This window comes from Salipiger marinus, assembly GCF_900100085.1.
GTDB classification, from domain to species: Bacteria; Pseudomonadota; Alphaproteobacteria; order Rhodobacterales; family Rhodobacteraceae; genus Salipiger; species Salipiger marinus.
This window is the reverse complement of the sequence record NZ_FNEJ01000008.1, coordinates 159417-184836: the sequence shown is the minus strand read 5'-3', so window position 1 is coordinate 184836 and position 25420 is coordinate 159417. Positions and strand designations below refer to the sequence as shown.

Annotated in this window: 17 protein-coding genes and 1 tRNA gene; 6 read left to right on the top strand and 12 right to left on the bottom strand. The window is 66.0% G+C overall.

Annotated features, from left to right (window positions below; translation table 11 throughout):
- Nucleotides 1–10 precede the first annotated feature (10 nt).
- A complete protein-coding gene (locus BLR51_RS11190) occupies nucleotides 11–2170 on the top strand; it encodes a slr1591 family oxidoreductase (RefSeq protein ID WP_089846910.1) in 2160 nt (719 codons plus the stop codon).
- Here BLR51_RS11190 and mnmH read toward each other — a convergent pair.
- On the bottom strand, nucleotides 2152–3210 hold the full coding sequence (mnmH, locus tag BLR51_RS11185; protein ID WP_165616806.1) for a tRNA 2-selenouridine(34) synthase MnmH: 1059 nt from the start codon (nucleotides 3208–3210) through the stop codon (nucleotides 2152–2154). The two genes, BLR51_RS11190 and mnmH, sit on opposite strands and share 19 nt — an antisense overlap.
- 153 nt (nucleotides 3211–3363) lie before the next feature.
- On the opposite strand from mnmH, the gene BLR51_RS11180 reads away from it, so the two are divergent.
- Together BLR51_RS11180 and BLR51_RS11175 are read left to right on the top strand one after the other, a co-directional pair.
- Nucleotides 3364–3438, top strand: a tRNA-Phe gene (locus tag BLR51_RS11180).
- 231 nt (nucleotides 3439–3669) lie between these two features.
- Nucleotides 3670–4062, top strand: coding sequence for a hypothetical protein (locus tag BLR51_RS11175; RefSeq protein ID WP_089846906.1), 393 nt, complete (start codon nucleotides 3670–3672; stop codon nucleotides 4060–4062).
- Nucleotides 4063–4247: 185 nt separating this feature from the next.
- Here the strand turns inward: BLR51_RS11175 and BLR51_RS11170 are convergent, their stop codons facing one another.
- The 9 genes from BLR51_RS11170 to BLR51_RS11130 form a co-directional block, all read right to left on the bottom strand.
- The gene (locus BLR51_RS11170) at nucleotides 4248–12002 is read right to left on the bottom strand and encodes an ExeM/NucH family extracellular endonuclease (protein WP_165616805.1); all 7755 of its coding nucleotides are present in this window, start codon (nucleotides 12000–12002) and stop codon (nucleotides 4248–4250) included.
- Between the two features lie 286 nt (nucleotides 12003–12288).
- A complete protein-coding gene (gene ribD / locus BLR51_RS11165; protein ID WP_324782069.1) occupies nucleotides 12289–13386 on the bottom strand; it encodes a bifunctional diaminohydroxyphosphoribosylaminopyrimidine deaminase/5-amino-6-(5-phosphoribosylamino)uracil reductase RibD in 1098 nt (365 codons plus the stop codon).
- A complete protein-coding gene (gene nrdR / locus BLR51_RS11160; protein WP_089846900.1) occupies nucleotides 13383–13850 on the bottom strand; it encodes a transcriptional regulator NrdR in 468 nt (155 codons plus the stop codon). Before nrdR ends, ribD begins: the two co-directional genes overlap by 4 nt.
- A gap of 122 nt (nucleotides 13851–13972) precedes the next feature.
- On the bottom strand, nucleotides 13973–14380 hold the full coding sequence (locus tag BLR51_RS11155; RefSeq protein ID WP_089846898.1) for a secondary thiamine-phosphate synthase enzyme YjbQ: 408 nt from the start codon (nucleotides 14378–14380) through the stop codon (nucleotides 13973–13975).
- Between the two features lie 19 nt (nucleotides 14381–14399).
- Complete coding sequence (locus tag BLR51_RS11150) at nucleotides 14400–14651, bottom strand: hypothetical protein (RefSeq protein WP_089846896.1); 252 nt, start codon at nucleotides 14649–14651, stop codon at nucleotides 14400–14402.
- A 275-nt stretch (nucleotides 14652–14926) separates the two neighbouring features.
- Nucleotides 14927–16918, bottom strand: a complete 1992-nt coding sequence (gene rpoD / locus BLR51_RS11145) for an RNA polymerase sigma factor RpoD (protein WP_089846893.1) — start codon at nucleotides 16916–16918, stop codon at nucleotides 14927–14929.
- Nucleotides 16919–17061: 143 nt separating this feature from the next.
- Nucleotides 17062–19038 (bottom strand): DNA primase, encoded by a 1977-nt coding sequence (gene dnaG, locus BLR51_RS11140; RefSeq protein ID WP_089846891.1) that lies wholly within the window; start codon nucleotides 19036–19038, stop codon nucleotides 17062–17064.
- A gap of 46 nt (nucleotides 19039–19084) precedes the next feature.
- Nucleotides 19085–19357: a hypothetical protein gene (locus BLR51_RS11135; protein WP_242656714.1), complete on the bottom strand. Its 273-nt coding sequence runs from the start codon at nucleotides 19355–19357 to the stop codon at nucleotides 19085–19087.
- A gap of 125 nt (nucleotides 19358–19482) precedes the next feature.
- Nucleotides 19483–20919: a Glu/Leu/Phe/Val family dehydrogenase gene (locus BLR51_RS11130; protein ID WP_089846886.1), complete on the bottom strand. Its 1437-nt coding sequence runs from the start codon at nucleotides 20917–20919 to the stop codon at nucleotides 19483–19485.
- 374 nt (nucleotides 20920–21293) lie between these two features.
- Here BLR51_RS11130 and BLR51_RS11125 point away from each other — a divergent pair, with 374 nt between their 5' ends.
- From BLR51_RS11125 to BLR51_RS11115, 3 genes are read left to right on the top strand one after another with little or no spacing between them, the layout of a single operon-like run.
- Nucleotides 21294–22724, top strand: a complete 1431-nt coding sequence (locus BLR51_RS11125; RefSeq protein WP_089846884.1) for a TadE/TadG family type IV pilus assembly protein — start codon at nucleotides 21294–21296, stop codon at nucleotides 22722–22724.
- The gene (locus BLR51_RS11120; protein ID WP_089846882.1) at nucleotides 22721–23257 is read left to right on the top strand and encodes a TadE/TadG family type IV pilus assembly protein; all 537 of its coding nucleotides are present in this window, start codon (nucleotides 22721–22723) and stop codon (nucleotides 23255–23257) included. Before BLR51_RS11125 ends, BLR51_RS11120 begins: the two co-directional genes overlap by 4 nt.
- Before the next feature lie 11 nt (nucleotides 23258–23268).
- Entirely contained in the window at nucleotides 23269–24000 is a 732-nt protein-coding gene (locus tag BLR51_RS11115) for a TadE/TadG family type IV pilus assembly protein (protein WP_207543618.1), read from the top strand.
- A 41-nt stretch (nucleotides 24001–24041) separates the two neighbouring features.
- Here BLR51_RS11115 and BLR51_RS11110 read toward each other — a convergent pair whose 3' ends face one another.
- A complete protein-coding gene (locus BLR51_RS11110; protein ID WP_089846880.1) occupies nucleotides 24042–24545 on the bottom strand; it encodes a hypothetical protein in 504 nt (167 codons plus the stop codon).
- A 19-nt stretch (nucleotides 24546–24564) separates the two neighbouring features.
- Complete coding sequence (locus tag BLR51_RS11105; protein WP_089846878.1) at nucleotides 24565–25398, bottom strand: prephenate dehydratase; 834 nt, start codon at nucleotides 25396–25398, stop codon at nucleotides 24565–24567.
- Nucleotides 25399–25420: the final 22 nt, after the last annotated feature.

Here is a 25420-nt window from a genome sequence, read left to right as displayed (position 1 = left end):
GAGAGCCCCCATGCGCGCGCCCAGCCTGCCCCTCACCCGTGACCTCGTGCTGATCGGTGGCGGTCACACCCATGCGCTGGTGCTGCGCATGTGGGGGATGGATCCGCTGCCCGGCGCGCGGCTGACCCTGATCAGCCCCGGCCCCACCGCGCCCTATTCCGGCATGCTGCCCGGCTTTGTCGCGGGACATTACGCCCGCGACGACCTGGAGATCGACCTTGTCCGCCTTGCACGCTTTGCCGGGGCGCGGCTGGTGCTGGGCGCGGCCACCGGGCTCGATCCGGTGCGGCGCGAGATCCATGTGGCGGGCCGCGCGCCGATCCGCTTTGACCTCGCCTCGGTGAATACCGGCGTCACCAGCGCCATGCCCGACCTGCCGGGCTTTGCCGAGCATGGCCTGCCCGCGAAACCGCTGGGGCCCTTTGCCGAGGCCTGGGAGGGGTTCCGCGACCGGCACGGCCCCGCCCGCGTGGCGGTGATCGGCGGCGGGGTGGCGGGGGCGGAACTGGCGATGGCCATGGCCTTTGCCCTGCGCGCGCGGAACCGCAAGGCAGAGGTGCATCTGCTGGACCGGGGCACGGCGCTGTCGGCGCTGCGGCCCCCCGCCGCCGCCAAGCTGCGCGCGGCGCTGGAGGCGGCGGGTGTGACCCTGACCGAGCAGGCAGAGATCACCCGCGTCACCGCCACCGGGCTTGAGCTTGCCGATGGCCGCCGGATCGCGGCCGAGTTTGTCACCGGGGCTGCGGGGGCGCGGGCGCAGGGCTGGCTGGCCGCGACCGGCCTTGCCCATCACCACGGCTTTCTCACCGTGGATTCCACGTTGCAAAGCTCGGACCCGGCGGTGTTTGCTGCGGGCGACTGCGCGCATCTGCGCGACAGCCCGCGCCCCAAGGCCGGGGTGTTTGCGGTGCGCGAGGCGCCGGTGCTTTACGCCAACCTGCGCGCGGCGCTGGCGGACAGCCCGGACCGCCGCCGCTACCAGCCGCAGCGCGATTACCTCAAGCTGATCTCGCTGGGGGGCAGATCGGCGCTGGCCGACCGGTTCGGGCTTGCCCCGGCAGGCCCGCTGATGTGGCGCTGGAAGGATCACATTGACCGCCGCTTCATGCGGAAATTCCGCGACCTGCCGCAGATGGCCCCGCCGCCCCTGCCGGTGCCGCACGCGGCGGGCACCCCCGACACCGCGCCCCCCCTGTGCGGCGGCTGCGGCGCCAAGGTCGGACGCGGCGCGCTGGCGGCGGCCCTTGCCACCCTGCCGCCGCCCGCCCGCGCCGACGTCACGCCGCTGCCCGGCGACGATGCCGCCCTGCTGCGCACGGGCGGGGTGCGGCAGGTGCTGACCACCGACCATCTGCGCGCCTTTGTCGAGGATCCGGGCGTGATGGCACGCATCACCGCCGTCCACGCGCTTGGCGACATCTGGGCCATGGGGGCGGCCCCACAGGCCGCCACCGCCAGCCTGATCCTGCCCCGCATGTCGGAAGCCTTGGCCGAACGCAGCGTGACCGAGATCCTTGCTGCCGCGTCGGAAATCTTCCGGCAGGCCGGGGCCGAGATCGTGGGCGGCCATACCTCCATGGGCGACGAACTGACCATCGGCTTTGCCATCACCGGTCTTTGCGACGCGGCGCCCGTCACACTGCGCGGCGCGCGGCCCGGCGATGCGCTGGTGCTGACCAAACCGCTGGGATCGGGCGTGGTGATGGCGGCGGAAATGCGCGGGCTGGCCCCCGGGGCCGCTGTCGCCGCAGCGCTGGCCTCCATGTGCCGTCCGCAGGGCGATGCGGCGCGCCTGCTGGGCGGCGCCCATGCCATGACCGATGTGACGGGCTTTGGTCTGGCCGGGCATCTGCACGGCATCCTCATGGCCTCGGGCTGCGGCGCGCGGCTTGATCTGGCGACCCTGCCGCTGCTGGCGGGGGCCGAGGCGCTGGCGCGGCAGGGCATCCGTTCCTCGCTTTATCCGCAGAACCGCGCCGCCGTGCCGGGGCTGGAGGCGGCGCAGGGCGCCCGGGCGGATCTGCTGTTCGATCCGCAGACGGCGGGCGGGCTGCTTGCGGCGCATCCCGACGGGGCAGCGGTGGTGACGGCGCTGCGCGCCGCAGGTTATGACGCGGCGGTGATCGGCCAGATCACCGACGCGGCCCCCGGTCAGATCACGCTGGTCTGAAGCACCGCCGCGATGCGGTCCGCCAGCCGGTCCAGCGCGGGCGCGTCAAGCGCCGGCGTTTCCACCCGCGCCAGCAGCGCAGGCGCGATGGCGCGCATGGATTTTTCGTAAGCCGGATCATAATGATCCGCCGCCAGCGAGGCGCAGAGGCCCAGCCGGTCGCCCGCATCGATCTGCCCGAGCCAGCTGTCCACCAGCGCATGGCCGCGATGGAACCGCAGCACCGACAGCTTGTCCTTCAGCGCGGGCGCGTCGGACAGGATGTCGTCATAGGCGGCGTTCAGATAGGCGGCGCGCGCCTCGAGCGGTGCCGTCACCTCGATCCACGGCGCGAGCTTCATCGCCTCCCACAGCGCGGGCGGCAGCAGGATCTGGCCGATCTTGCTGCTTTCGGCCTCCACCAGCACGGGCCGGGCCGGATCGAGCCCGTCAAAGGCCTGTGCCAGCGCCGTCTCGAACGCCTTCTGGCTGGGCTGTCCGCCGGGCATGGATCCCAGCAGCGAGCCGCGATGCCGCGCCAGCCCTTCCAGATCCACCACCTGCACGCCACGCGCGGCAAGGCGCGGCAGCAGCGCGGTCTTGGCGGTGCCGGTATGGCCGCCCAGCTGCACCAGCCGGTGCGGCAGCGGCTGGTCATACATGGCCTGCGTCACCAGACGGCGGAAGCTGCGATAGCCGCCCTCCACCACCTCGGCGCGCCAGCCGATCTGCTGCAGCATCCAGCCGAAGGATCCGGACCGCTGCCCGCCGCGCCAGCAATAGACCAAGGGCCGCCAGCCGCCATCATGATGCGACAGCGGTCCCTCGATATGGGCGGCGGCGTTGCGGAACACCAGGGCCGCCCCCAGCTTGCGCGCCAGAAACGGCGACTGCTGCTTGTAGATGGTGCCGACCCGCGCCCGCTCCTCGTTGTCGAGCACGGGCAGGTTGATGGCACCGGGGACGTGATCCTCGGCAAATTCAGCCGGGCTGCGCACGTCGATCACCGTGTCAAAGCCATGGCGGAAGATGTCGGAAAGCTGGGGGAAACTGCGGGTCATGCCGGCAGAGATAGCGGCTGCCACGAGGCCGGGAAAGCGCGATCTTCGCCGCGCGACAGATCGGTGAATTTTTTCCAACATCCCCTCTGGACACCGCCGCGCGGCTCGGCTATCCCCCGCCTCACCCGAGAGGCAGTGATGCTTCTCTCCCGTGCCCGGGTAGCTCAGGGGTAGAGCAGTGGATTGAAAATCCTCGTGTCGGTGGTTCGATTCCGCCCCCGGGCACCACGCCTTCCCCGTGGTTTAGCAGCGTCAGTTCTTCGGTCCCGTCAGTACCCCCCGTCTCCTCCCTCCTTTCCATATCCGTCTCGTATGGTCGCTCCGAGTGCCGCAGCCGCGGTCCGGGGTTTCTTGCAGTTTCAAGACCTTGCGTTTGCGAAATTAGATAAAGACATGAATTTGAATCCCGAACCGACTGAGCTAGCGGTATCTTCTCGACAGCCGCAGGAAAGCCGCACCGTGTCCCGCACTGACCTTCTGATCGGCGGCTTCACCGCTGCAACGGCCGTGTTGATCGTGGTCGGATCGCTGGAAATCCTGCCCGCGCTGGATCACCGCCCGCTGGTCTCCGACAAGTTCGAACATGTGCTGGCCTATGCCGTGCTGGTGCTGCCTGCGGCGGTGGTCCGTCCCGGCTGGCTGCTGTGGCTGGTGCCGGTCGGGCTGGTGCTGGGCGGGCTGATCGAGGCGGTCAAGCTGCTGAAGGGCGGGTCCGAACTGGTCAATGACCTTGTCGCCGCAGCGATCGGGCTGGTTCTGGTCAGCGCGGGGTCGTTCACCCTGCGCTGTCTGGTCGCCCTCATGCGCAATGACCTGCGGCTGCCGCCAGACCTTGCCGACCGGCTGGACTGACCCACCCCGCCCTTTCCGCTCCACAGATCGCACCGTGGCTGCCCGCATGACCTGCGGTGCGGCACGCCTGCCTGCGCGGCTTGCGCACCGCCTGCGCGGCTGACCGGTCCCGGGGCCTGCGCAAAAAAACAGGGTGGCACCGATGGTGCCACCCTGCATGTCGTTTTGCCCTGAGGCGGGGTCGATCAGGCCATCGGCAGCGCGACGAAGGCCGTGTTGTCCAGATCGCCCTGCGACAGGTTCTTGATCAGGATTTCGTCGGCGCCGAAGTCCAGCAGCAGGTCGTTGCCCATCTGCGTCAGATCCGCCGCCGCCATCAGACCGTCCAGATCGCCGATGCCCAGACCGGTCAGGTCAAGCTGATCGGCCTCCGCAAGGGTGAAGTCGGCAATCTGGTCCTGACCGAAGCCCGCCGCCGCGAAGACGAAGACATCCGCCCCGCCCTTGCCTGCCATGAGGTCGTTGCCAGCACCGCCCGAGATCATGTCATCCGAGCCAGCACCGGTCACGCGCTGGTTGCCGGTCTCGCCGTCGATCCGGCGGGTCACGGCCACCGCGCCATCTTCATAGGTGGTCTCGACCATGTCGCCATTGTCCAGAACCGCCGTGGCGCCCGTCAGGACACCGTTGTCATAGACCCGCTCCAGCGAGGAGAAGGCGAAGACATCGGCATTGTCCTCAAGCAGCGTGCTGACCACCATGCCCGCGTCGAATTCGGCGGTGATGACCTGCCCGTTGTCATAGGTGGTGACCCGCTCGACCAGCTCTCCGGCTTCGAACTGCATCGCGACCGAAGCCACGTCGAGCACATCTTTCGTGTCGACCATGCCGCGGGTGGCGATCAGCCCGTCTTCGAAGGTGACCGACAGTTCGCGCCCATCTTCCTGCAGGACCGTCACGCCGCTGCGCGCGCCGGTTTCGTCATAGGTGCGCACGGTCTTCTGCGTGTCGGTGACCATGGCCGTGCTTTCCAGCTGGCCTGCCGCGTTCCACTGCAGGGTCTGGATGTTGCCGTTGTCGAAATCCACGACCCGCTCGCGCAGCACATCGGCGCCGTCGAACGTGTCGGTGACCATGGACACCGGGCGGTCGCCGTTATCGCCGCGCAGCACCTGACGGGCAAAGCCGAGGTTGGTGATGTTCAGGTCGCTGTCGCGGCCCGTCTCTGCCTCGTCAAAGGCGGTGTCGACCGTGCCGTGGTTGGCGGCCAGATACTCGGCAAAGGCATCCTGTTCGGTGCCATTGTCGGCAAAGGTCGCAACACCGTCACGCAGCGCATCCGCCTCGCCGTCACCATCCAGATCGTAAAGGTCGACCCGGTCGGGGTTCGACAGATCGAGCGGGTAGCCGTCCCCGTTCGGCAGCATGAAGTTCAGCACCACGGCGCGGATCACCAGATCGGCATCCGCCACCGTCACGCCGTTCCGCACCAGAGCCACAAGGACGTTGCCATCCTCGTCCACGATGTCGGCCTGCGTGACCCGGCTGCCTTCGGGGCGCGCCGGATCAAAGCTGTATTCCACCCCGGCGAACTGGCCAAAGGCACCCTGACCGCCGCTGTTGGCGGCATGGTTCAGCACCGCGACCATCTCTGCCGCGGTCATGCTGACCAGCGACAGGCCGTTGTTGAAGGCCAGCGCCGAGCTGATGTCGTTCTGGCTGATGGCGCCTTCGGCCTTGATGACGTTGCCGTCACCGTCGACCAGTTCCTGATTGGGCAGACGCACCGCCTCGGTGCCGCCCGCGGGCACGGTGACCTCGCCGATGGAGGCGCGGATGCCGCCGCCATTCTTGATGGAGACCATCACCGAATTGTCCTGCTCCTGCGCGTAGGCAAGGTTGGCCTTCGCGGTCAGGTTGCCAAGGTTGGTTTCCTGGCTGCGGACGCCATCCGTATCGGTGCCGGTATCGGCGCCGGTGCGGTTGCCGTTCAGGAACACGTCCGAGTAGCCGAAGACGTTGGACTGGGTCGCGACGATTTCCGCCTCGATCTCGTCCACGATCTGCTGGATTTCCGCATCCACCAGATCCTCGGCCCCCAGTTCGGCCACGCCCTCGGCGTCGGTGGCATAGGCGCCCGACACGTCGGCATCATAGCTTTCCGGGATGATGTGGCCGTTTTCGTCGAAGTCGACGACCAGACGCCCGACATACTTGTAGGAGCCATCGGTGTTGACCACCGCGATCGGGTTGCCGTCGGCATCCGTGGTGAAGATCGGATACTGACCCTGATCGCTGTCGCCATCGCGCGGGCGGTCGTTTTCATCAAAGAGCCGGGTGTTGGACCCGCCCGCGATGATCACGTCGACGTTGCTCAGGCGGCCCGCCAGTTCCACTTCGATGTCCAGCACCTGCATGTGGGCCATCAGGATGACCTTGTCCATGCCGGGGTTGGCGGCAAGCAGCGCGTCGACCTCGGCCTGGATTTCGGCGGCAAGCGCGTCCAGCTGGTCGGCGGTGGGGGTGTTGTCGAAGGGCAGCGGGGACACGCCCACATTGCCCGGCGAGGAGATGCGGCCCAGCGTCGGCGTGGTGGCGCCCACGACACCCACCAGTTCGGTGGTGCCGGTCTGTTCGCTGTCCACGGTCAGCACCACCGAAGAGGTGACGGTGCCGCCCTGCGGTGCCTGACCGCCTGCCACTTCCAGCGCGCCCAGTTCGGGGTTGGTCGAGAAGTCGAGGTTGGTCGACAGGTAGGAGAAGTCGGTCCCGCCGAAATCCTCGCCAAGGATGGTGCCCGGTGCCTCGCCCGAGATCAGACCGGCAAGGTTGGCCGGGCCGAAGTCGAATTCGTGGTTGCCAAGCGCCATGGCCTGAATGCCCAGCTCGTTCTGGATCTGGATGTCGGCGATGCCCGCCGAGCCGTAAACGGCGGCGGAGGCGGCGTAGAAGGGCGAGCCGATGATCGCGTCCCCCGAAGACAGGGTCAGCGTGTTGTCGGCGATCCCGTCATTGCCCACATCCTGCGCGCGCAGGCCGTTCAGCACGGCCGACAGGTTCGGCGCGTCAAGCAGCGCCGAGGTCGAGGCTTCCTGATCGGAGAAGTGCAGCAGTTCCAGCGTGAAGTTCGGCGCAGCAGGCGTGCCCACCGTGCCCGGCGAGGCGATGGCAGGTTCGGTGCCGTCGCTGCCGCCCAGTTCTTCGGTCGCCACGGCGCCCGAGGCATTGCCCACGGTGGAGCCTTCGCCAAGCGCCACGTCGTAGGAGACGCCGCTGGCCAGTTCCGGAATGACCGCAAAATCGGCCTCGACACCGCCCGCAAGCGGGTTGCCGACCCACAGGGTCACGCCGTCACCCGACTGGCCCAGACCGGAACCATCGGTAAAGGCCACCTGCACGTCGGTCAGATCGGCCTCGGCGGCCCAGACATCGCGGAAGGTTGCGGCATCGTCGGCAGTGCCGATCACCACGATCGCGGTCTCGCCCGGGGCCAGCATCGACACGCCGTCGATCACGGTGGCGTCGGCAGCGCTGCGGCTTTCGTCATCGTAATACAGCGCGCCATGCACAGACATGTCATAGGCGACATCGCCGGTATTGGTGACCTCGAACCAGTCGCCGGTCAGATCGGTGCCATCCTGACCCACCCAGGCTTCGGTGATGGTCAGCGTCGGCGCCTCGGCGGGCTCCGCTTCGTCCAGAGAGTAGATGCCCAGCGTCGCGGACACCTCGTTGGTCACCACATAAAGCGCCTCGCCGGTGGGGCTGTCTTCGGCAGAGATCACCAGCGTGCCTTCGGGGCTGACATCGCCCGCATTGCCTGCGGAGCCGACATAGCTGACGTCGGCGGGGTTGGTGACGTCAAAGATCAGCGTGATGTTGGAGCGTTCCAGACCGACGAAGGCATAGGCCTTGTCGCCCACGACGCCGACCGTCACGCCCTCGGGCTCCGGGCCCTTGTTGTCGGACCGGCCATCATCCCAAAGCTCGGGGAATTCGGCGGCGATGATCCGCTCCAGCGCGTCGCCGCTGTCGAACACCATGGTGCCGGTCTCGTCGAGGATCGAGAAGGAGCGTGCGCCATAGGCCAGCAGCTGGTCCACATCGCCGTCGCCGTCGATGTCGCCATTGAGCAGCGGCGCGTTGGTGACGTTGAGACGGCCAAGCACCTCGTCCGCCTGCAGGGCTGCGGCATCCGGGAAGGCGTCTGCATCCAGCGTCACGTCGGCTGCGCGTTCGCTTTCCTCGGGGTCCATGAAGTCGTCACGGTCGTCGCCTTCATTGGCGATGATGTAATAGGTCTGGCCATCCTCGGCGGTGTAGGAGGTGATGGCATCGGGCATGAACTGGCCGATCACCGGGTTGCCGGTGGTCAGGTTCATGCCGCCGTCGCGGTCGGAGAAATCGGCCTGAAGGTCCGAGAAATCCTTGCCGCCCAGCGGAACGATGTCGGTGAAGGTCATGGTGGTCAGGTCCAGCACCGCGATGGCATTGGCTTCCTGCAGGGTGACCATGGCGGTCAGGCCATCGGCGGAGACGGAGATGAATTCCGGCTCCAGATCGTCGGACACGCTCTGGCCTTCGAAGATGCGCACGCCCGCTTCGCGCAGCGCGTCTTCCTGACCGTCAAAGGCGGTGAAGTCGAGCTGGGTCACGGTGGCGGCATCGGTGCCCGCCGCGATGTCGATGACCGTCACGCCGCCCTTGGGGTTGTCCAGCGCCAGATCGACCGGCTCGCCTTCGTTCGCCACAAGGATCTTGGTGCCATCGGGGGAAAAGGTCACCGCATCCGGCAGCGCGCCGGTGTCGTAGGAGGCCACCAGATTGCCGTCCAGATCCAGCAGCACCACCTTGCCCGCTTCGGTCTTGTCAGCGGCGGGCAGCGCCACGGCGACAAATTCGCCATTGGTCGCGACCGAAGTGATGTCGGTGGTGGCAAAGCCATATCCCGCGGCGGTGAAATTCACCGTCGACAGCAGCACCGGGTTGGCCGGATCGGCGATGTCGACGATCTGCAGACCCCCGGAGGAGGTCACATAAAGCTTGCCCTCGGCGAAGGCGGCGATTTCGGCACCGTCCAGTTCCAGCGAGGCAAGGTGCTGCACGTCCAGCGCGCCGGTGGCTTCGATCGAACCCTCGTAGCTTGCGCCATCGTAAAGGGAGACTGTCATGGGGCTGTCCTCTTCGGAAAGGTCAATGCCCACGACCACCGGATCATGATCGGAGGCGCGCGTCGGCACGCTGCCGTCAAAGATGTCGGGATCGCGGGAGAAATCGGTGTTGTAGTCCAGCGCATCGGCCTCGTCGGCATTGATGTGCCATTCGAGCGCGTCAACGATCTTGGCGAAGAGTTCGACCGAGGCCATGGCGTAATCCAGCGTGCCCAGCATCGCGTCGAACAGGTAGGAATAGCTGCTGTCGAGGAATTCCTCGACAACGTTCACGAAGCCCGCCTCGTCGGTGAGGTAGGCGATGGGATCTTCGGAGGCATAGGCGTTCAGATCGCCCAGCAGCAGCATGTTGGGCGTGGCCGACCCGGTGGGGTTGGTGTCAAGCCACGCATCCAGCGCCTGCGCCGCCAGCACGCGCTGGTTGTTGAACGAGCCTGCGCCATCACCCGCGTCCAGATCGGCGCCGGTGCCGGTGCCGCCCTTGGATTTGAAGTGGTTGACCACCACGGTCATTTCCTCGCCACCCGCAAGGGCTGCGAAGGTCACGGCCAGCGGCGCGCGGCTGGTGCCGGAGCCGTCAAAGATGCCGCCCACGGTGCTTTGCGCCAGCAGATCGGCGTCAACCGCGGCATCAGTCAGTAAGGCGGCAGAGGTGCCGTCGGCAATCTCGACCTTGTCGCTGCGGTAGATGAAGCCACCGGCGATGGCATCGCCGCCGACAAATTCGCTGCCCGGATCGACCCAAGCCCAGACATCGCTGCCTTCTGCGGCGTTGAGCGAGTCGACCAGCGCGGCGATGGCGATGCCGCGATCACCCTGCGCGCCGTCAGCGCCCGGTGCGATGCCACCTTCAAGGAAGTCGTTCTCGATCTCGACCAGCGCCACCACATCGGCGCCCAGACCCTGAATGGCCGTCGTGGTCTTTTCCAGCTGCCGCTCGTATTCCTCGACGCTGTCGGCACCCCGGCCTTCCATGTCGAGGTTCGGGCCGATGCCTTCGTTGCCGCTGACATCAATGGAGGTGAAGAAGTTCAGCACGTTGAAGCTGGCCACCTTGATGTCGCCTGCCACCTCGGCGATCACGTCCGCGACCGGATTGGTGTCGTCAAAGCTGTTCTGGCCGTCTTCGGTGCCGCGCACGCGCCATGTCGCCTGCGAGGCGGAGTTGCCCGCCCACTGGTAATCCAGCACGCCGGTCAGGTTGGTCACCGTGTCGCCCATCGACGGGGCGGTGCCGGTGGAATAGCCTTGGAAGCCGTCCAGATTGTCGATCGGCTGGTTCTGCTGGTTCAGACCGTCATCATAGATGATCTGGCGCCCGCCGATTTCCGACAGATAGGCGTCATTGCCTTCGGCGTCGGGGGTGTTGAACTGGCTGTAGGTGAAGGGACGCTCGCCCACGATGGTGGTGCCGTCGGGGCCTGCCTGCTCGAAACCGTTGGTGTCGAACAGCATCACTTCGTTGAACCGGTCGAGCTGATACTGCTCGGTGATGGTCAGCGTGGCGGGCAGCGTGACCAGCATGCCCTCATAGGCTTCCAGATCGGCCTGATAGCCGCCATCCTGCGCCTGCGACACGTCGCCGTCCAGATCGATCACGGCGGCGGTGGGCAGCGCATTGCCCGAAGAGATCACCTCGACCGAGGAGACCGAACCAAGCTGCGTCATGCCGAAATATTCGGTGACGGTGCCGGTGACGCGCACCTTGTCGCCCACCTGCACATCGGTGCCGAAGGAGCTGTCAAAGACATACAGACCTTCGGAGGTGGAGGCATCGCCATCCGCATCCGCGTCTTCTTCCTGCAGGTAGAACCCGCCAAGGCTGCGGCCTTCGTCGGCGTCGCCGTTCTGGAAATCGCCAACCACGATGGCCTCGACCGTCACGGTCTGGCCGCGCAGCGGGCTGGCATCCATGTTGTCGGTGCCGCTGACTGCGTTCGAGCCCTGCGTGTCCGCATTGCCCTGAATGGTGGAGATCAGCGTCGCCTCGTCATTCAGGATCGTGCCGGTGGCGGTGGCTTGGCTGATGGTCAGCTCGCCCGAGGGATCGGTCAGGGTGACGGTCAGCGTCTCGGCGGCTTCGGGGGTGGTGTCGCCGGTCACGGTCACGTCGATGGTGGCCTCGGTCTGGCCTTCGGCGAAGCTCACGCTGCCGGAGGCGGCGGTGTAGTCGCTGCCTGCCGTGGCGGTGCCGTCGGCGGTGGACCAGTCCAGCGTCGCGGTGCCCGCGCCATCGGTGCGGGTCACGGTGAAGCTCAGCGTGGCGGTGCCGGTATCGCCTTCGCTCACCTGCGCGTCGGCGATGGCATAGCTGACCGCGCCCTCATCGCCGCCAAAGCTCTGGCCCGCGTTGATGCCGCCCATGCTTTCGGCGGCAGGCTCGGCCCATGTAAAATCTTCGTATTCGGTGCCGGTGCCGGTCAGCTGCAGCGACAGGCCGACATCGGTGGAGGAGGTCTCGGCCACGCCCACATCGACCGAGGTCATGCCATCGGCAGGGCCGCCCACGGCGGTCAGCGTGCCTTCGTAGCTCAGGAACTGCACCACGGCGCCATCGGCATTGACCAGCGCGATGGCATCAGGCGATCCGTTCTGGATCGAGTCGGCGGCAAGGCTCTCGGCGATCTTCACGGCGCCAAACCCTGCGCCCTCGTCGTCGATGCTGCCCGACAGCGTCACGGTGCGGTAGGACGAGCCGTTGCTGCCGTTATACAGGACAATGGACCATCCGGTCAGATCGGTGCCGGCGGGGCCTGCGATTTCGATCATCTCGCCGGTGTCGCCTCCGACGTTGTCATAGTGAAATTCGTTGATGAAGATCGCGGTCATATCAAGCTCCCCGAGCGCAACAAAAGTCCTTCGGTTGCCGGAAAACATTGTTTTCCGACATTTTTTCAGGACGATGAGTCAAACGCGGACCCGGCACGGTAGGCCCGCTCTGGTCGGTTAACGGAGTTTCATGACGGATTCTTGAAGTCGCACGCGGCTTCTTGCCGGAATGCGGGATTGACCGGGTGACGTTAGGTCATCCATCGGGCACGGGTTTTCCAAGGCAGGGCCCTGCCCAGGAACTGCGTGAGAGATCAGGAAAATTCGGCGGAAGGCGCGGAACCGGTCAGGCCGCGCGGCGATGCCAGCGGTGCATGACATCCGCGCCAACGACGCGGGTTTCCGCCAGCGTGAAGCGCGGCGCCTCCGCCAGACGGTCGATCCCCAGCGCGCCGATGCCGGGGCGGCCTTCGGCCCCCAGCGCCACACCGGCGGTAAAGCCCACCAGTTCATCCACCAGATCGGCCCCCAGCAGCGAGGCGGCAAGCTGGCCGCCACCTTCGCAGAAGACCCGGGTCAGGCCTTCGGCGGCAAGACCGGACAGCAGCGCCGCCGGATCGATCCGTCCGCCCGTCAGCGCGCAGGGCAGCAGGCGGGCGCCGCAGCTTTCCCAAGCCCTGCGCGTCTGCACCGGCGCGTCGCGCCCGTGCACCAGCCAGACCGGCACGTCGCGGGCCGAAGCGGCAAGGCGGCTCATCAGCGGCACGTCGATCAGGCGCGACACCACCACCCGCACCGGCTGGCGCCGGGGGCCCCAGCCGCGCACGGTCAGGTCCGGATCATCGGCGCGCGCGGTGCCCGCGCCCACCATCACCGCATCATGGCTGGCGCGCAGCGCATGCACCACCGCCCGCGCTTCGGGACCGGTGATCCAGCGGCTTTCGCCGGTGGCGGTGGCGATGCGGCCATCAAAACTGCTGGCAAGCTTCAGCGTGACATGCGGCCTGCCCTGCCCGATCCGCAGGAAAAAGCCGGAATGGTCGCGCGCCGCCTCCTCGGCCAGAATGCCGGTGGTGACCTCGATGCCGCGGCGGCGCAGCATCTCGAACCCCTTGCCCGACACGCGCGGATCGCGGTCGGCCAAAGGCGCCACCACCCGCGCGATGCCCGCCTCGGCCAAGGCCGTGGCGCAGGGCGGGGTCTGGCCATGATGCGCGCAGGGTTCCAGCGTGACATAGGCGGTGGCGCCGCGCGCCGCTTCGCCTGCCTGCGCCAGTGCGACAGGTTCGGCATGCGGCCTGCCGCCGGGCTGGGTCCAGCCCCGGCCCACCACGCGACCCTCACGCACGATCACGCAGCCCACGGCGGGGTTGGGCCAGCACTGGCCCATGCCCCGGCGGCCCAGCCGCAGCGCATGAGCCATGTGACGCGCGTCATCGGTCACTTTTCGCCGCCAGCCCCGGGGCGCAGTTCGCTGACAAACTTGTCGAAATCATCCGCCGCCTGAAAATTCTTGTAGACGCTGGCAAAGCGCACATAGGCCACGGTGTCGATCCGGGCGAGCGTTTCCATGACGATCTCGCCGATCTGCTTCGACTGGATGTCGGTATCGCCCAGACTTTCCAGACGGCGCACGATGCCGGAAATCATCTGGTCGATACGCTCCGGTTCCAGCGGGCGTTTCTGGATGGCCATGCGGATCGACCGTTCCAGCTTGTCGCGGTCAAAATCCTCGCGGCGGCCACTGGTCTTGATCACCACCAGATCGCGCAGCTGCACCCGTTCATAGGTGGTGAAACGTCCGCCGCAGGCCGGGCAAAAACGCCGCCGCCGGATCGAGACGTGATCCTCCGCAGGGCGCGAATCCTTCACCTGCGTGTCGATGTTTCCGCAAAAAGGGCAGCGCATCCCCCGTCCCCCTGTATTTTCGGCCCGACAATGGGGGTGCCCCCAGTTATCCACAGCCACTATAGGGGAGCCGCCAGACCTTGGGTAGGGGGCATTTGGCCGGTCAAGATAAGGGGGATGGCTCAGCGTGACAGATGCGCCGCCACCTGCCGCTGATGGGGGGCCCGGCGGTGTTCCACCAGATAGATGCCCTGCCAGCGGCCAAGCGCCAGCCGCCCGTCGCTGACCGGAATCTGCAGCGACACGGGCAGCAGCGCCGCCTTGATATGGGCGGGCATGTCATCCGGCCCCTCATAGGTATGGGTCAGATAGGACATGGACGGATCGTCAGAGGGCGGCACCAGCCGGTCAAGATAGGCCAGAAGGTCGCTCTGCACCTCGGGATCGGCGTTTTCCTGAATCAGCAGCGAGGCAGAGGTGTGGCGGATGAACAGCGTCAGCAGCCCGGTGCCGCTGGCCCAGTCCGCCACGTCGCGGGTAAAGTCATAAAGCCCCGGCCCGCGCGTGGCGATGGTAAAGCTGGTCTGCACCTGCCCTGCCCTTCGTCGGTCAGGCTTCGGTGGCGACGCAGCGGACGCTGGGCAGATCGGCGCTTTGATCGACAAGCATGGGCGAGCCGCTGTCGGTGACGACGGGCATCCCGGCCACCTGTTGCAGCGTCATCTCGCAACGCGCCAGATCTTCGGGGGCGACTTCAATGTCGATGACGGTGGTGTTTTCGGTCATCAGCGCCTCGGTCGCAGCAAAAGCGGCCACGGCCGTGCAGGTGGTGATGGCGGTCAGCAGGGTGAGGCGCAGCATCTGTCTCTCCAATGCGGTTCAAGGAATAAACTCAGCCAAAATCATAAAGTTCCGCTTAAAGCGGATCGCATTGCCCATTTCTGGGAGGAAATGCCGGAACTCGGCGTCAGGGATGGCGGATCCGGCGGCGCCGGAAGCAAGGTTCAGGTCATCAAAATTGGGGCAAGCTATGACAGCGGAGACTCAAGGGTAATGTCCCCAGAATACGCCCTGTGCAGGGGATCAGGCAAGCCCCGCGTGACAGCAAAAAGGCGCCCCGCGGGGCGCCTTTGTCATCACTGGTCCAGAAAGCTGCGCAGCTTGCGCGAGCGGGACGGATGTTTGAGTTTCCGCAGCGCCTTCGCCTCGATCTGGCGGATCCGCTCGCGGGTCACGCTGAACTGCTGGCCCACCTCTTCAAGCGTGTGGTCGGTGTTCATGCCGATGCCGAAACGCATCCGCAGCACCCGCTCCTCGCGCGGGGTCAGCGAGGACAGCACGCGGGTCGTGGTTTCCTTCAGGTTCTCCTGAATGGCAGAATCCAGCGGCAGGATCGCGTTCTTGTCTTCGATGAAATCGCCAAGCTGGCTGTCTTCCTCGTCGCCGATGGGCGTTTCCAGCGAAATCGGCTCCTTGGCGATCTTCATCACCTTGCGGACCTTTTCCAGCGGCATCTGGAGCTTTTCGGCCAGTTCCTCCGGCGTCGGTTCGCGACCGATCTCGTGCAGCATCTGGCGCCCCGTCCGCACCAGCTTGTTGATGGTCTCGATCATGTGGACCGGGATCCGGATGGTGCGCGCCTGATCCGCGATGGACCGGGTGATCGCCTGACGGATCCACCATGTGGCATAGGTCGAGAACTTGTAGCCGCGGCGGTATTCGAACTTGTCCACCGCCTTCATCAGGCCGATATTGCCTTCCTGAATAAGATCAAGGAACTGCAGCCCGCGGTTGGTGTATTTCTTGGCAATCGAGATCACCAGACGCAGGTTCGCCTCGACCATTTCCTTCTTGGCCTGACGGGCTTCTTTTTCGCCCTTCTGCACCTGATTGACGATGCGGCGGAATTCCGAAATGTCGAGCCCGACATACTGGCCGACCTGCGCCATGTCGCTGCGCAGCTCCTCCACCTTGTCGGAGAAGCGTTCGATGAACATCTGCCAGCCGCGACCGTTCTTTTCGGCCATGCGGTCCATCCAGTTCGGATCCAGCTCGTTGCCGCGATATTCGTCGACAAATTCGCGCCGGTTGATCCGCGCCTGATCCGCCAGCTTCACCATGGCGCTGTCGATGGACATGATGCGCTTGTTGATGCCGTAAAGCTGGTCGATCAGCGCCTCGATGCGGTTGTTGTGCAGATGCAGGCCGTTGACCAGTTCCACGATCTCGGACCGCAGCTTCTGATACATCGCCTCCGCCCCGGCGGAAAAGCTGCCATCCTCGTTCAGCGTCGCGCTGATCCGGGCGTCCTGCATTTCGGCCAGCTGTTCGTAATCGCGGGCGATGCGGTCCAGCGTTTCCAGCACGCGCGGCTTCAGCGCGGTTTCCATCGCAGCCAGCGACATGCTCGCCTGATCGTCGTCTTCCTCGTCATCTTCCTTGATGATCGGGTTGCCGTCGGCATCAAGCTCCGGGTCGGTGTTGCGGTTGCGCTGGATCGTGACACCCGCCGCATCCACCATCGGCTCCTCGAGCCCGCCTTCCTCGTCAAGCTGGTTGCCGAAGGTGGCTTCAAGGTCGATCACGTCGCGCAGCAGGATCTCTTCGCACAGAAGTTCCTCGCGCCAGATGGTGATGGCCTGAAAGGTCAGCGGGCTTTCGCAAAGCCCGGCGATCATGGTGTTGCGGCCCGCCTCGATCCGCTTGGCGATGGCGATCTCGCCCTCGCGGCTCAGCAGTTCGACCGAGCCCATCTCGCGCAGATACATGCGCACCGGGTCATCGGTGCGGTCCAGCTTTTCGGCGCCGCCCCCGGACAGCGCGACATCCCGCCCGCGCGAGGCATCGACCAGTTCGGTCGATCCCTTGGCCTTGGCGTCGTCTTCCTCGCCTTCCTCGTCGTCCTCGGTGACCTGAATGCCCATTTCCGAAAGCATCGACATCACGTCTTCGATCTGGTCAGAGCTGACCTGATCGGGCGGCAGAACCTCGTTCAGCTGGTCATAGGTGATGTAGCCCCGCTCGCGCGCCTCGGCGATCATCTTCTTGACCGCGGCCTGGCTCATGTCGAGGCTGTGGCCGTCATCCTGAGTGTCCGGCTTGGCGTCGTCGGTATCTTTGGCTGCCATGAAGTGCTCCGTCAGAGGGAGGTGCCGGTGCTGGACCGGCGCTCGCGCGAATAAAGTGATTCGAGACTCCGAATCATGAGGCGATTCGAATGATTCGGCCACCCGTCTCGCTGTCTTTCCTGCATCTTTCCGTTCAAGCCGATCTAGCTCCGGCCTTTTGAAAAGCGAATCTGCTGCATGAGCGCGTCAAATGCACTGCGTTCCTCCTTGTCGATCCGGGCCCCGTTTGGACCAAGGTCGAATTCCACCTCGTCTTCGGCCCGGTTCAGAACCGCCTGATTGCGCGCCTGCGCCGCCTGCGCAAGCCGCCAGGTCAAAGCTTCATCCGCCAGATGCTCCAGATCCTCCACGGCCTCGGCAAGCTCGGCCACAAATCCGGCCTGCGCCGCGATCTTTCCCAAGGCCTCGGCCACGGTCAGACGGGCAAGGTCCACATCCTCGGGACGGCGAAGGCAGGGCACGACCGCGACATGGCGTGCCGACAGCAAGGTTTCAAGGGCTTCCGGCCCGATTGCCGCCTCTGCCTCGTGCTTCAGATCGGCCGGATCGCTGCTTGCGCTGCGCAGCAGCACGTCGCGCAGCGCCGCGTGGCGCCAGTCGGCGCAGTCCAGCCGTTCAAGCCGGGTTTCGAATTCCGGGATCAGCACCGGCGTGTTCAGCAGCACGCAAAGCACCACCACCTCGCGCAGCTGCGTTTCGGCATCATCGCCCGCCGCCACCAGATGCGAGGCCTTGGCGGACGCGCTTGGCGGCTCGGGCGGCGGGGTCCAGCGCCCGCCCGGGCCGGGGCGTCCCCCCCTGCCCTGCGACGACCGGGGCGCCTGCGCGGGGCGCTTGTGCCGGAACAGCACCCAGCGCAGGTTCTTGAGTTCGGCGTCGTAATAGCCGCGCAGCGCCGGATCCTGAATGCGCCCGATGGTCTCGCGCAGCGAGGCCTCCAGCGCTGCCTTGCGTTCGGGGCTGTCGAACACGCGGCCTTCGGTTTCGCGGCGCCACAGCACCTGCACCATCGGCTGCGCCTGATCCAGCACCGCCCGCACCGCCTGCGGCCCCTTGGCGCGCAGCAGATCGTCGGGATCCTGTCCTTCGGGCATCAGCGCGAAGCGCAGGCTTTTGCCCGGCGTCAGCAGCGGCAGCGCGGTGTCGATCACCCGATAGGCGGCGCGCAGCCCGGCCTTGTCGCCATCCAGCGCGATGATCGGCTCGTCGGTGATCCGCCACAGCAGCGCCAGCTGGTGTTCGGTCACCGCCGTGCCCAGAGGCGCCACCGAGGCGGCAAACCCCGCCTCTGACAGCGCGATGACGTCCATATAGCCCTCAGCCACGATCAGCGGCTGGCCCTTGCCCGCCGCTTCGCGCGCGGGGGCGTGGTTGTAAAGGCTGCGGCCCTTGTCGAAAAGTTCGGTTTCCGGCGAGTTGAGGTATTTGGCGTTGTCGTTCGGATCCATCGCCCGCCCGCCAAAGGCGATGGCGCGCCCGCGCCCGTCGCGGATGGGGAACATGATGCGGTGACGGAACACGTCATAGGGCGCGCGGCCCCGGTCCGAGGCCTTGGCCAGCCCCGCGCCCAGAATCAGATCCTCCGCCACGCCCTGTCCGCGCAGATGGTCCCACAGATTCTGCCAGCCATCGGGGGCAAAGCCCAGTTCGAACCGGTCCTGCACATCCGCCTTCAGCCCGCGCCGGTCCAGATAGGCGCGCGCCTCGGTGGCGGCGGCGGTGCGCAGCTGCAGGCGGAACCAGCGCACCGCCTGCTCCATCACCTCGGAAAGCTGCGCGCGGCGGTCGGCCTTCTGCGCCGCCTGCGGATCCCGCGCGGGCATGGTCAGCCCGGCTTCGCGCGCAAGGATTTCCACCGCCTCCATGAATTCCACATTTTCGGTCTCACGCACGAAAGAGATGGCGTCGCCTTTGGCGTGGCAGCCGAAGCAGTAGTAGAATCCCTTGCGGTCATCGACGTGGAAGGAGGCGGATTTTTCCTGATGGAACGGGCAAGGCGCCCAGAGGTCGCCTTTGGCCTGATTTGATTTCCGGTTGTCCCACAAGACCTTGCGCCCCACCACCTGAGCAAGGCTGGTGCGGTTGCGCAATTCATCAAGGAAACCGGGTGGCAGACTCATCGCGGCATTATCCGCGCCACGGCAGCGCGAGTCCAGCGGCCCACGCTTACTGGCCTTCGCACTGCGCCTTCCAGCTGCGGCCCACTTCGGGGGTCAGCTCGTCTGCGGGCAGGGAATAGATCCACTCCGCCAGCTGCTGCCCCGCGTTGCGGTCGAGCACGCGGCGCAGTTCGCGTTCGGTGCGCGCCTGCGGAATGCCGTCCTTGCGGGCCTGCACCGCCTCCATGACCACCTTGGCCGATTGCGCGCAGTTCGCAGGGTCCATGCCCTGCGCCGCCGCCATGCCGGAGGTAAGGCCAAGCCCGATCAGTCCCATCATCAAAGCCCGCATCGCGCATCCCCCTGTCAGACGCCAGTCGGCCAGAAGGGATACAGGAGTCGCGCACAAAAGTCACGGTGCGGCTTGCGCGCCGCGCTCACGTTGCAGCGAGCGCGGCGCGCCGGTCACAGGCCCTTGGCCTTGTAGCTTTTGGCGACCCGGTCCACCGCGACCAGAAAGGCGGCGGTGCGCAGGTCGGTCACGTCATTCCGCCCGTGCCAGACCTCGCGCATGGACTGGTAAGCGGTGCGCATCGTGTCATCCAGACCCGAGCGCACCAGTTCCAGCTCGTCAGCGCCGCGCAGGTATTTTTCCTTGAACCGGGGATCAAGGCTCCAGCGGTCGCCCATCGCCACGTCGAGCCGTTCCAGCTCGTCCACCACAAGCTGGTGCCGCGACTCTTCCTGACGGCGCTGCATCCGGCCAAAGCGGATATGGCTCAGGTTCTTGACCCATTCGAAATAGCTGACCGTGACCCCGCCCGCATTGGCGTAAAGATCGGGGATGATGATGGTGCCGCGCGCCCGCAGCACCTCGTCCGCCCCGGCGGTGATCGGGCCATTCGCCGCCTCAAGGATCAGCGGCGCCTTGATGTGATGGGCATTGGTCAGGTTGATGACCCCTTCCATGGCGGCGGGGATCAGGATGTCGCAGTCTTCCTGCATCAGGCTGGCGCCATCGATGGAAAACTGCCCTTCGGGATAGCCCGACAGCCCGCCATGGCGCACCAGCCAGTCGCGCACCCGGTCCACATCCAGCCCGCGCGGATCGAACAGCGCGCCGTCGCGTTCGATGATGCCGGTGATCTTGGCGCCATCCTCCTCGGACAGGAAGCGGGCGGCGTGATAGCCGACATTGCCAAGCCCCTGCACGATGATGCGCTTGCCGTCGAGCTTGCCCGACAGCCCCGCCTTGGCCACATCCTCGGGGTGGCGGAAGAACTCGCGCAGCGCATATTGCACGCCGCGCCCCGTCGCCTCCACCCGGCCCGCGATGCCGCCCGCGTTCAGCGGCTTGCCGGTGACGCAGGCGCGGGAGTTGATGTCGGTGGTGTTCATCCGCGCATACTGGTCGGCGATCCACGCCATTTCCCGTTCGCCGGTGCCCATGTCGGGCGCAGGCACGTTCTGGCTGGGGTTGATGAGGTCGCGCTTGATCAGCTCATAGGCGAAGCGGCGGGTGATCAGCTCCAGCTCGTGCTCCTCGTAAAGGCGGGGATCGACGCAGAGCCCGCCCTTCGATCCGCCGAACGGCGTTTCCACCAGCGCACATTTATAGGTCATCAGCGCCGCCAGCGCCTCCACCTCGTCCTGATTGACCGCCAGCGAATAGCGGATGCCGCCCTTGACCGGCTCCATATGTTCGGAATGCACCGAGCGGTAGCCGGTGAAGGTGTGGATGGTGCCGCGCAGCCGCACCCCGAAACGCACCGTATAGGTGGCGTTGCAGACGCGGATCTTCTCCTCCAGCCCGGGGGCCAGATCCATCAGCGCCGCAGCGCGGTTGAACATCAGATCCACGCTCTGGCGGAATGTCGGCTCGTTGGATGGTGCAGCGCTCATATGGTCCTCCGATCACGTCCGGCAAACGGCGCCGGCTTTCGGTCCGCGGCGGTCATCGGCCGCGCCCGCCCCCCGAGACAGAGCACGCCACCGCGCTCTGTCAAGCGGCGTGTCAGATCGAGTCGCATCGCGGTTTGGCCACAATCGCCGCGAGTCAAAGCCCGCAGTTCACCAACCTGACCCCTCATTGTTTCCAAATCCTTGCGATCTGTCCGCACACCCCGGCTTTTGTCCCGCAAATCCAGAAAGATAGCCGAAAATTCGATTAAACCGGCCCAAATTTGGCCATTTTGGGCGCCCATACAGACTGCCATTGCACTGTAAATCTTGTGGGGCCTGTCCGGGAGTTTCTCCGGAAGAAAGGAATCGGGGAAATGAAAACGCAGTCTGACTTCGGAGACGCCTGTCCGCGCACCGAAACGGCCGCGTCCGCGCTTCTGTCCTACCTGCGGCGGTGGCGGCGCGACGAAAGCGGCTTTGTCTCCATCCTCGTGGTGGCGGTGATCATGGTCATGCTGGTCTTTGGCGGCATCGGCATCGACATGATGTATGCCGAACTGCAGCGCACGAAGCTGCAGAACACGCTCGACCGTGCCGTGCTGGCCGCCACCGATCTGGACCAGTCGCTGGATCCGGAAGCGGTGGTCACCGATTACATGGAACGGATGGCGCTTGGCGACGCGCTGGTGTCGGTCGATGTGGATGACGGCCTGAATTACCGCACCGTGACCGCCGAGGGCCGCATGACCGCCACCTCCAACGTGCTGCGCCTGCTGGGTGTCGACACGCTGCAGGTGGACGCGCTCGCGCAGGCCACCGAACGGTTCAACAAGGTCGAGATCTCGCTGGTGGTCGACATCTCCGGGTCCATGGATGATGGCGACAAGCTTGAAGAACTGCAGGCCGCCGCCAAGGATTTTGTCGACACGCTGCTGGACGAGGGCAACGAGGATCTCGTCTCGATCTCGCTGGTGCCCTATTCCGAACACGTCAATGCCGGGCCCGAAATCCTGAGCTACATGAACGTGAACTGGCGGCACGGCTATTCGCACTGCATCGAAATGCCCAACAGCGCCTTTGCCTCCACCACGCTGGATTACACCACCCGCTTCGACCAGATGCAGCATTTCCAGTGGAACTATAACGGCGCCAACAGCCGGTCCGACACGATCTGCCCGCGCTATGATTACGAACGCATCACCGCCTTCAGCCAGAACCGCACCGCGCTCAAGGCGCAGATCGACCAGCTGCAGCCCCGCGCCGGCACCTCGATCTTCATGGGGATGAAATGGGGCACGGCGCTGCTTGATCCCAGCGCACAGCGCATCGCCAGCGGCATGATCGCCAAGGGCAAGGTTGACCAGGTCTTCGAAGGCCGCCCCGTCGCCTATGACGACGAGGAAGTGCTCAAGACCGTGGTGCTGATGACCGACGGCCAGCATGACCGGTCCTACCGCATCCGCTCCGGCTATTACGACAGCGATTCCGAATATGCCCACTGGGACCGCTACAACCTTTGGTATTATCTGCAGAACTACGTCCGGTCGAGCAGCTGGGGCAACTTCTACTACCAGCGCTACGACTCCACGCTCGGCGACAGCCTGCTTGACGACATCTGCGACGCCGCGAAGCGGAAGGGCATCCTGATCTGGACCATCGGCTTCGAGGTGACGGATCACGGCGCCAATGTCATGCGCAACTGCGCCTCCTCGCCCTCGCATTTCTTCCGTGTCGAAGGGGTCGAGATCTCGGAGGCCTTCTCCACCATCGCCCACACGCTCAACCAGCTGAGGCTTACGCAATGACCGGATTTGTCAGAACCGCCCTCCGCCGTTTCTGCCGCAGCGAAGATGGCATGGCGCTGGTGCCCTTCGCGCTGTGGATGCCCTTCATCGTGGGCTTGACCCTTTCCGCCATCGAACTGGGCGCCAGCACCCTGCGCCAGAGCACGCTGGACCGGGCGCTGGACGAAAGCGTGCGCCATGTGAAGCTGGCCACCGGACGGCTTGTCACCGCCGACCAACTCAAGGCCGAGATCTGCGAACGCGCCCCCGTGCTGCTGAGCTGCGAAAGCATGCTGCAACTGGAAATGGTGCGGCTGGACATGCGCGACTGGATCGTGCCCCCGGCACAGGTCGCCTGCGTGGATACCGGCCTGCCGGTCAACCCGCAGCGTTTCTTCGAGGCCGGACAGGGGCATGACGTGATGCTGCTGCGCGCCTGCTACAAATACCGCCCCATCGGCCCCGGGGGCTATCTGACGGCGGCGCTGTCCAAGGATGACGACGGCTATACCGCGCTGACCTCCACCACCGCCTTTGTGGCGGAACCGCTGTAAGGACAGAGGCCATGACCCTCAGACGCCCCATCGCCCGCCTCGCGCGCTTTGGCCGCGACAGCCGCGGCTATGTCACGCTGGAAATAATGATCTTTCTGCCGGTGGTCTTTCTGATCTTCGCCGCCTGCTGGGTCTTCTTCGACGTGTTCCGCCAGCAGTCCGTCAACCAGAAAGCCAATTACGCCATCGGTGACCTGCTGTCCCGCGAGACGCAGGAAATCGACGATACCTATATCGACAACACCTACCGCCTGCTGAAGCTGCTGACGCTGACCGATGACACGCTTTATTCGGCGGACCCGCTGGACTCGCTGGCGCTGCCCGGTCTGGTGGGGGACACATGGTACAAGACCGATCTGCGCATCACCGTGGTCCGCTATGACGCCTCTGACAACCGCTACAATGTCGCTTGGTCGGCGGCGCGGGGCGATCATGCCTCGCTCAGCGGCAACCTGCCCGCTGACCTGACCCGGCTCATGCCGGAAATGACCGGCGGCACGCAGGTCATCCTCGTGGAAACGTGGGACGACTATCAGCCGACATTCTCGGTCGGGCTCGACCCGTTCGAGATTCACACCTTCAGCTTCACCCATCCGCGCTACGCGCCGCAGCTCGCTTGGGTGGGGGCTGCCAGCAGCGGCGGCGCGCCGCTGATCAGCACCGGCTGCAGCGGCAGCTGCACCAACGAAGATGGCAGCAACAACGTCGAACCCAGCATCAATTACCGCTGGGGCCGTGGCTGACGCCGCCACGCGCCCACCATGACCGGCGGGCGCGGCACAGCCTATTCGTCGGCGGGCGGCAAACGCCCGTCGCGGCGCATCAGCATCACGCTCAGGATGTCGGCCATGGGTTTGGTGTCGCGCGCAGCGGTCACGCCGCCCACCGCCACCCGGCGCCCGATCCGCCACCACAGGCCCGGAAACCACGCGCGCCGCCCCGGCTCGCGGAGCGTCAGCGCAAAGCCGTTCGACGGTTTCAGCGCAAAGGCGCTGCGATCGACCTTCACCACATCGGCGACATGCGCGATCACCGCCCCCGAACTGTCGCTGAGCGTCTCTTCGGTCAGCAGGATCTCGCGCCCCGTGACCTGCCACATGCGCCACGCCATCACCAGCGCCACCACGCCCAGCACGATCAGGAAGACCTGCCAGATCACCTGCGCGGGCGGCTCGGTCACCGCAAGCCAGATCAGCAGCCCGCCCAGACCGCCCAGCGTGCCCACGCCGATCAGCCGCCGCGGCGCGGTGGCCGCCGCGCGCGCCAGAACCTTGTCCTCGTTCAGCATCCGTCCCCCCTGCCCGGCGTCAGTCGCGCCGCGGATCGCGGGGATAGACGCCAAGGATTTCCAGTTTCTCGGTAAAATAGTCCAGCTCGTCCAGCGCGCGGCGCACCGCCGGATCCTCGGGATGGCCTTCGATGTCGGCATAGAACTGCGTCGCGGTGAACGACCCGTCCACCATGTAGCTTTCCAGCTTGGTCATGTTGACGCCATTGGTGGCAAAGCCGCCCATCGCCTTGTACAGCGCCGCCGGAATGTTGCGCACCTGAAAGATGAAGGTGGTCATCATGCCGTGATCGCCACGCCGCGTCAGATCCGGCTCCTGCCCCATGATCAGAAAGCGCGTGGTGTTATGGGCGTGATCCTCGATATGGCGGGCGAGGATCTCGAGCCCGTAAGTCTCGGCGGCAAGATCGGAGGCGAGCACCCCGGTCTGGCGGCTGCCGCTGCGCGCCAGTTCGGCGGCGGCCCCCGCGCTGTCTGCGGCGGCTTCACCCTTGATGCCGTAGCTGGCAAGGAAGCTTGCCGCCTGCGGCAGCAGCACCAGATGCGCGCGCACCTTGCGCAGCTCGGGCAGCGTCACGCCGGGCAGCGCCATCAGGCTGATATGCACCCGCACAAAAGCCTCGCCGACGATGCGCAGCCCGCTTTCCGGCAGCAGGCGGTGGATGTCGGCCACCCGGCCATAGGTGGTGTTTTCCACCGGCAGCATCGCCAGACGCGCCTCGCCGGAGCGCACCGCCGCGATCACCTCCTCGAAGGTGTGGCAGGGCAGCGCCTCCATGTCGGGACGGGCGTCCCGGCAGGCCTCGTGCGAATAGGCGCCGGGTTCTCCCTGAAAGGCGATGCGGTCGGTCATGACAGTCTCACGATATTTTAGG

What these genes read in the sequence shown, in the direction of transcription:
- BLR51_RS11190 (WP_089846910.1), top strand. Translation starts at nt 11, where the DNA reads ATGCGCGCGCCCAGCCTGCCCCTCACCCGTGACCTCGTGCTGATCGGT.
- mnmH (WP_165616806.1), bottom strand. Translation starts at nt 3,210, where the DNA reads ATGACCCGCAGTTTCCCCCAGCTTTCCGACATCTTCCGCCATGGCTTT.
- BLR51_RS11170 (WP_165616805.1), bottom strand. Translation starts at nt 12,002, where the DNA reads ATGACCGCGATCTTCATCAACGAATTTCACTATGACAACGTCGGAGGC.
- nrdR (WP_089846900.1), bottom strand. Translation starts at nt 13,850, where the DNA reads ATGCGCTGCCCTTTTTGCGGAAACATCGACACGCAGGTGAAGGATTCG.
- BLR51_RS11150 (WP_089846896.1), bottom strand. Translation starts at nt 14,651, where the DNA reads ATGCTGCGCCTCACCCTGCTGACCGCCATCACCACCTGCACGGCCGTG.
- rpoD (WP_089846893.1), bottom strand. Translation starts at nt 16,918, where the DNA reads ATGGCAGCCAAAGATACCGACGACGCCAAGCCGGACACTCAGGATGAC.
- dnaG (WP_089846891.1), bottom strand. Translation starts at nt 19,038, where the DNA reads ATGAGTCTGCCACCCGGTTTCCTTGATGAATTGCGCAACCGCACCAGC.
- BLR51_RS11135 (WP_242656714.1), bottom strand. Translation starts at nt 19,357, where the DNA reads ATGATGGGACTGATCGGGCTTGGCCTTACCTCCGGCATGGCGGCGGCG.
- BLR51_RS11130 (WP_089846886.1), bottom strand. Translation starts at nt 20,919, where the DNA reads ATGAGCGCTGCACCATCCAACGAGCCGACATTCCGCCAGAGCGTGGAT.
- BLR51_RS11125 (WP_089846884.1), top strand. Translation starts at nt 21,294, where the DNA reads ATGAAAACGCAGTCTGACTTCGGAGACGCCTGTCCGCGCACCGAAACG.
- BLR51_RS11120 (WP_089846882.1), top strand. Translation starts at nt 22,721, where the DNA reads ATGACCGGATTTGTCAGAACCGCCCTCCGCCGTTTCTGCCGCAGCGAA.
- BLR51_RS11115 (WP_207543618.1), top strand. Translation starts at nt 23,269, where the DNA reads ATGACCCTCAGACGCCCCATCGCCCGCCTCGCGCGCTTTGGCCGCGAC.
- BLR51_RS11110 (WP_089846880.1), bottom strand. Translation starts at nt 24,545, where the DNA reads ATGCTGAACGAGGACAAGGTTCTGGCGCGCGCGGCGGCCACCGCGCCG.
- BLR51_RS11105 (WP_089846878.1), bottom strand. Translation starts at nt 25,398, where the DNA reads ATGACCGACCGCATCGCCTTTCAGGGAGAACCCGGCGCCTATTCGCAC.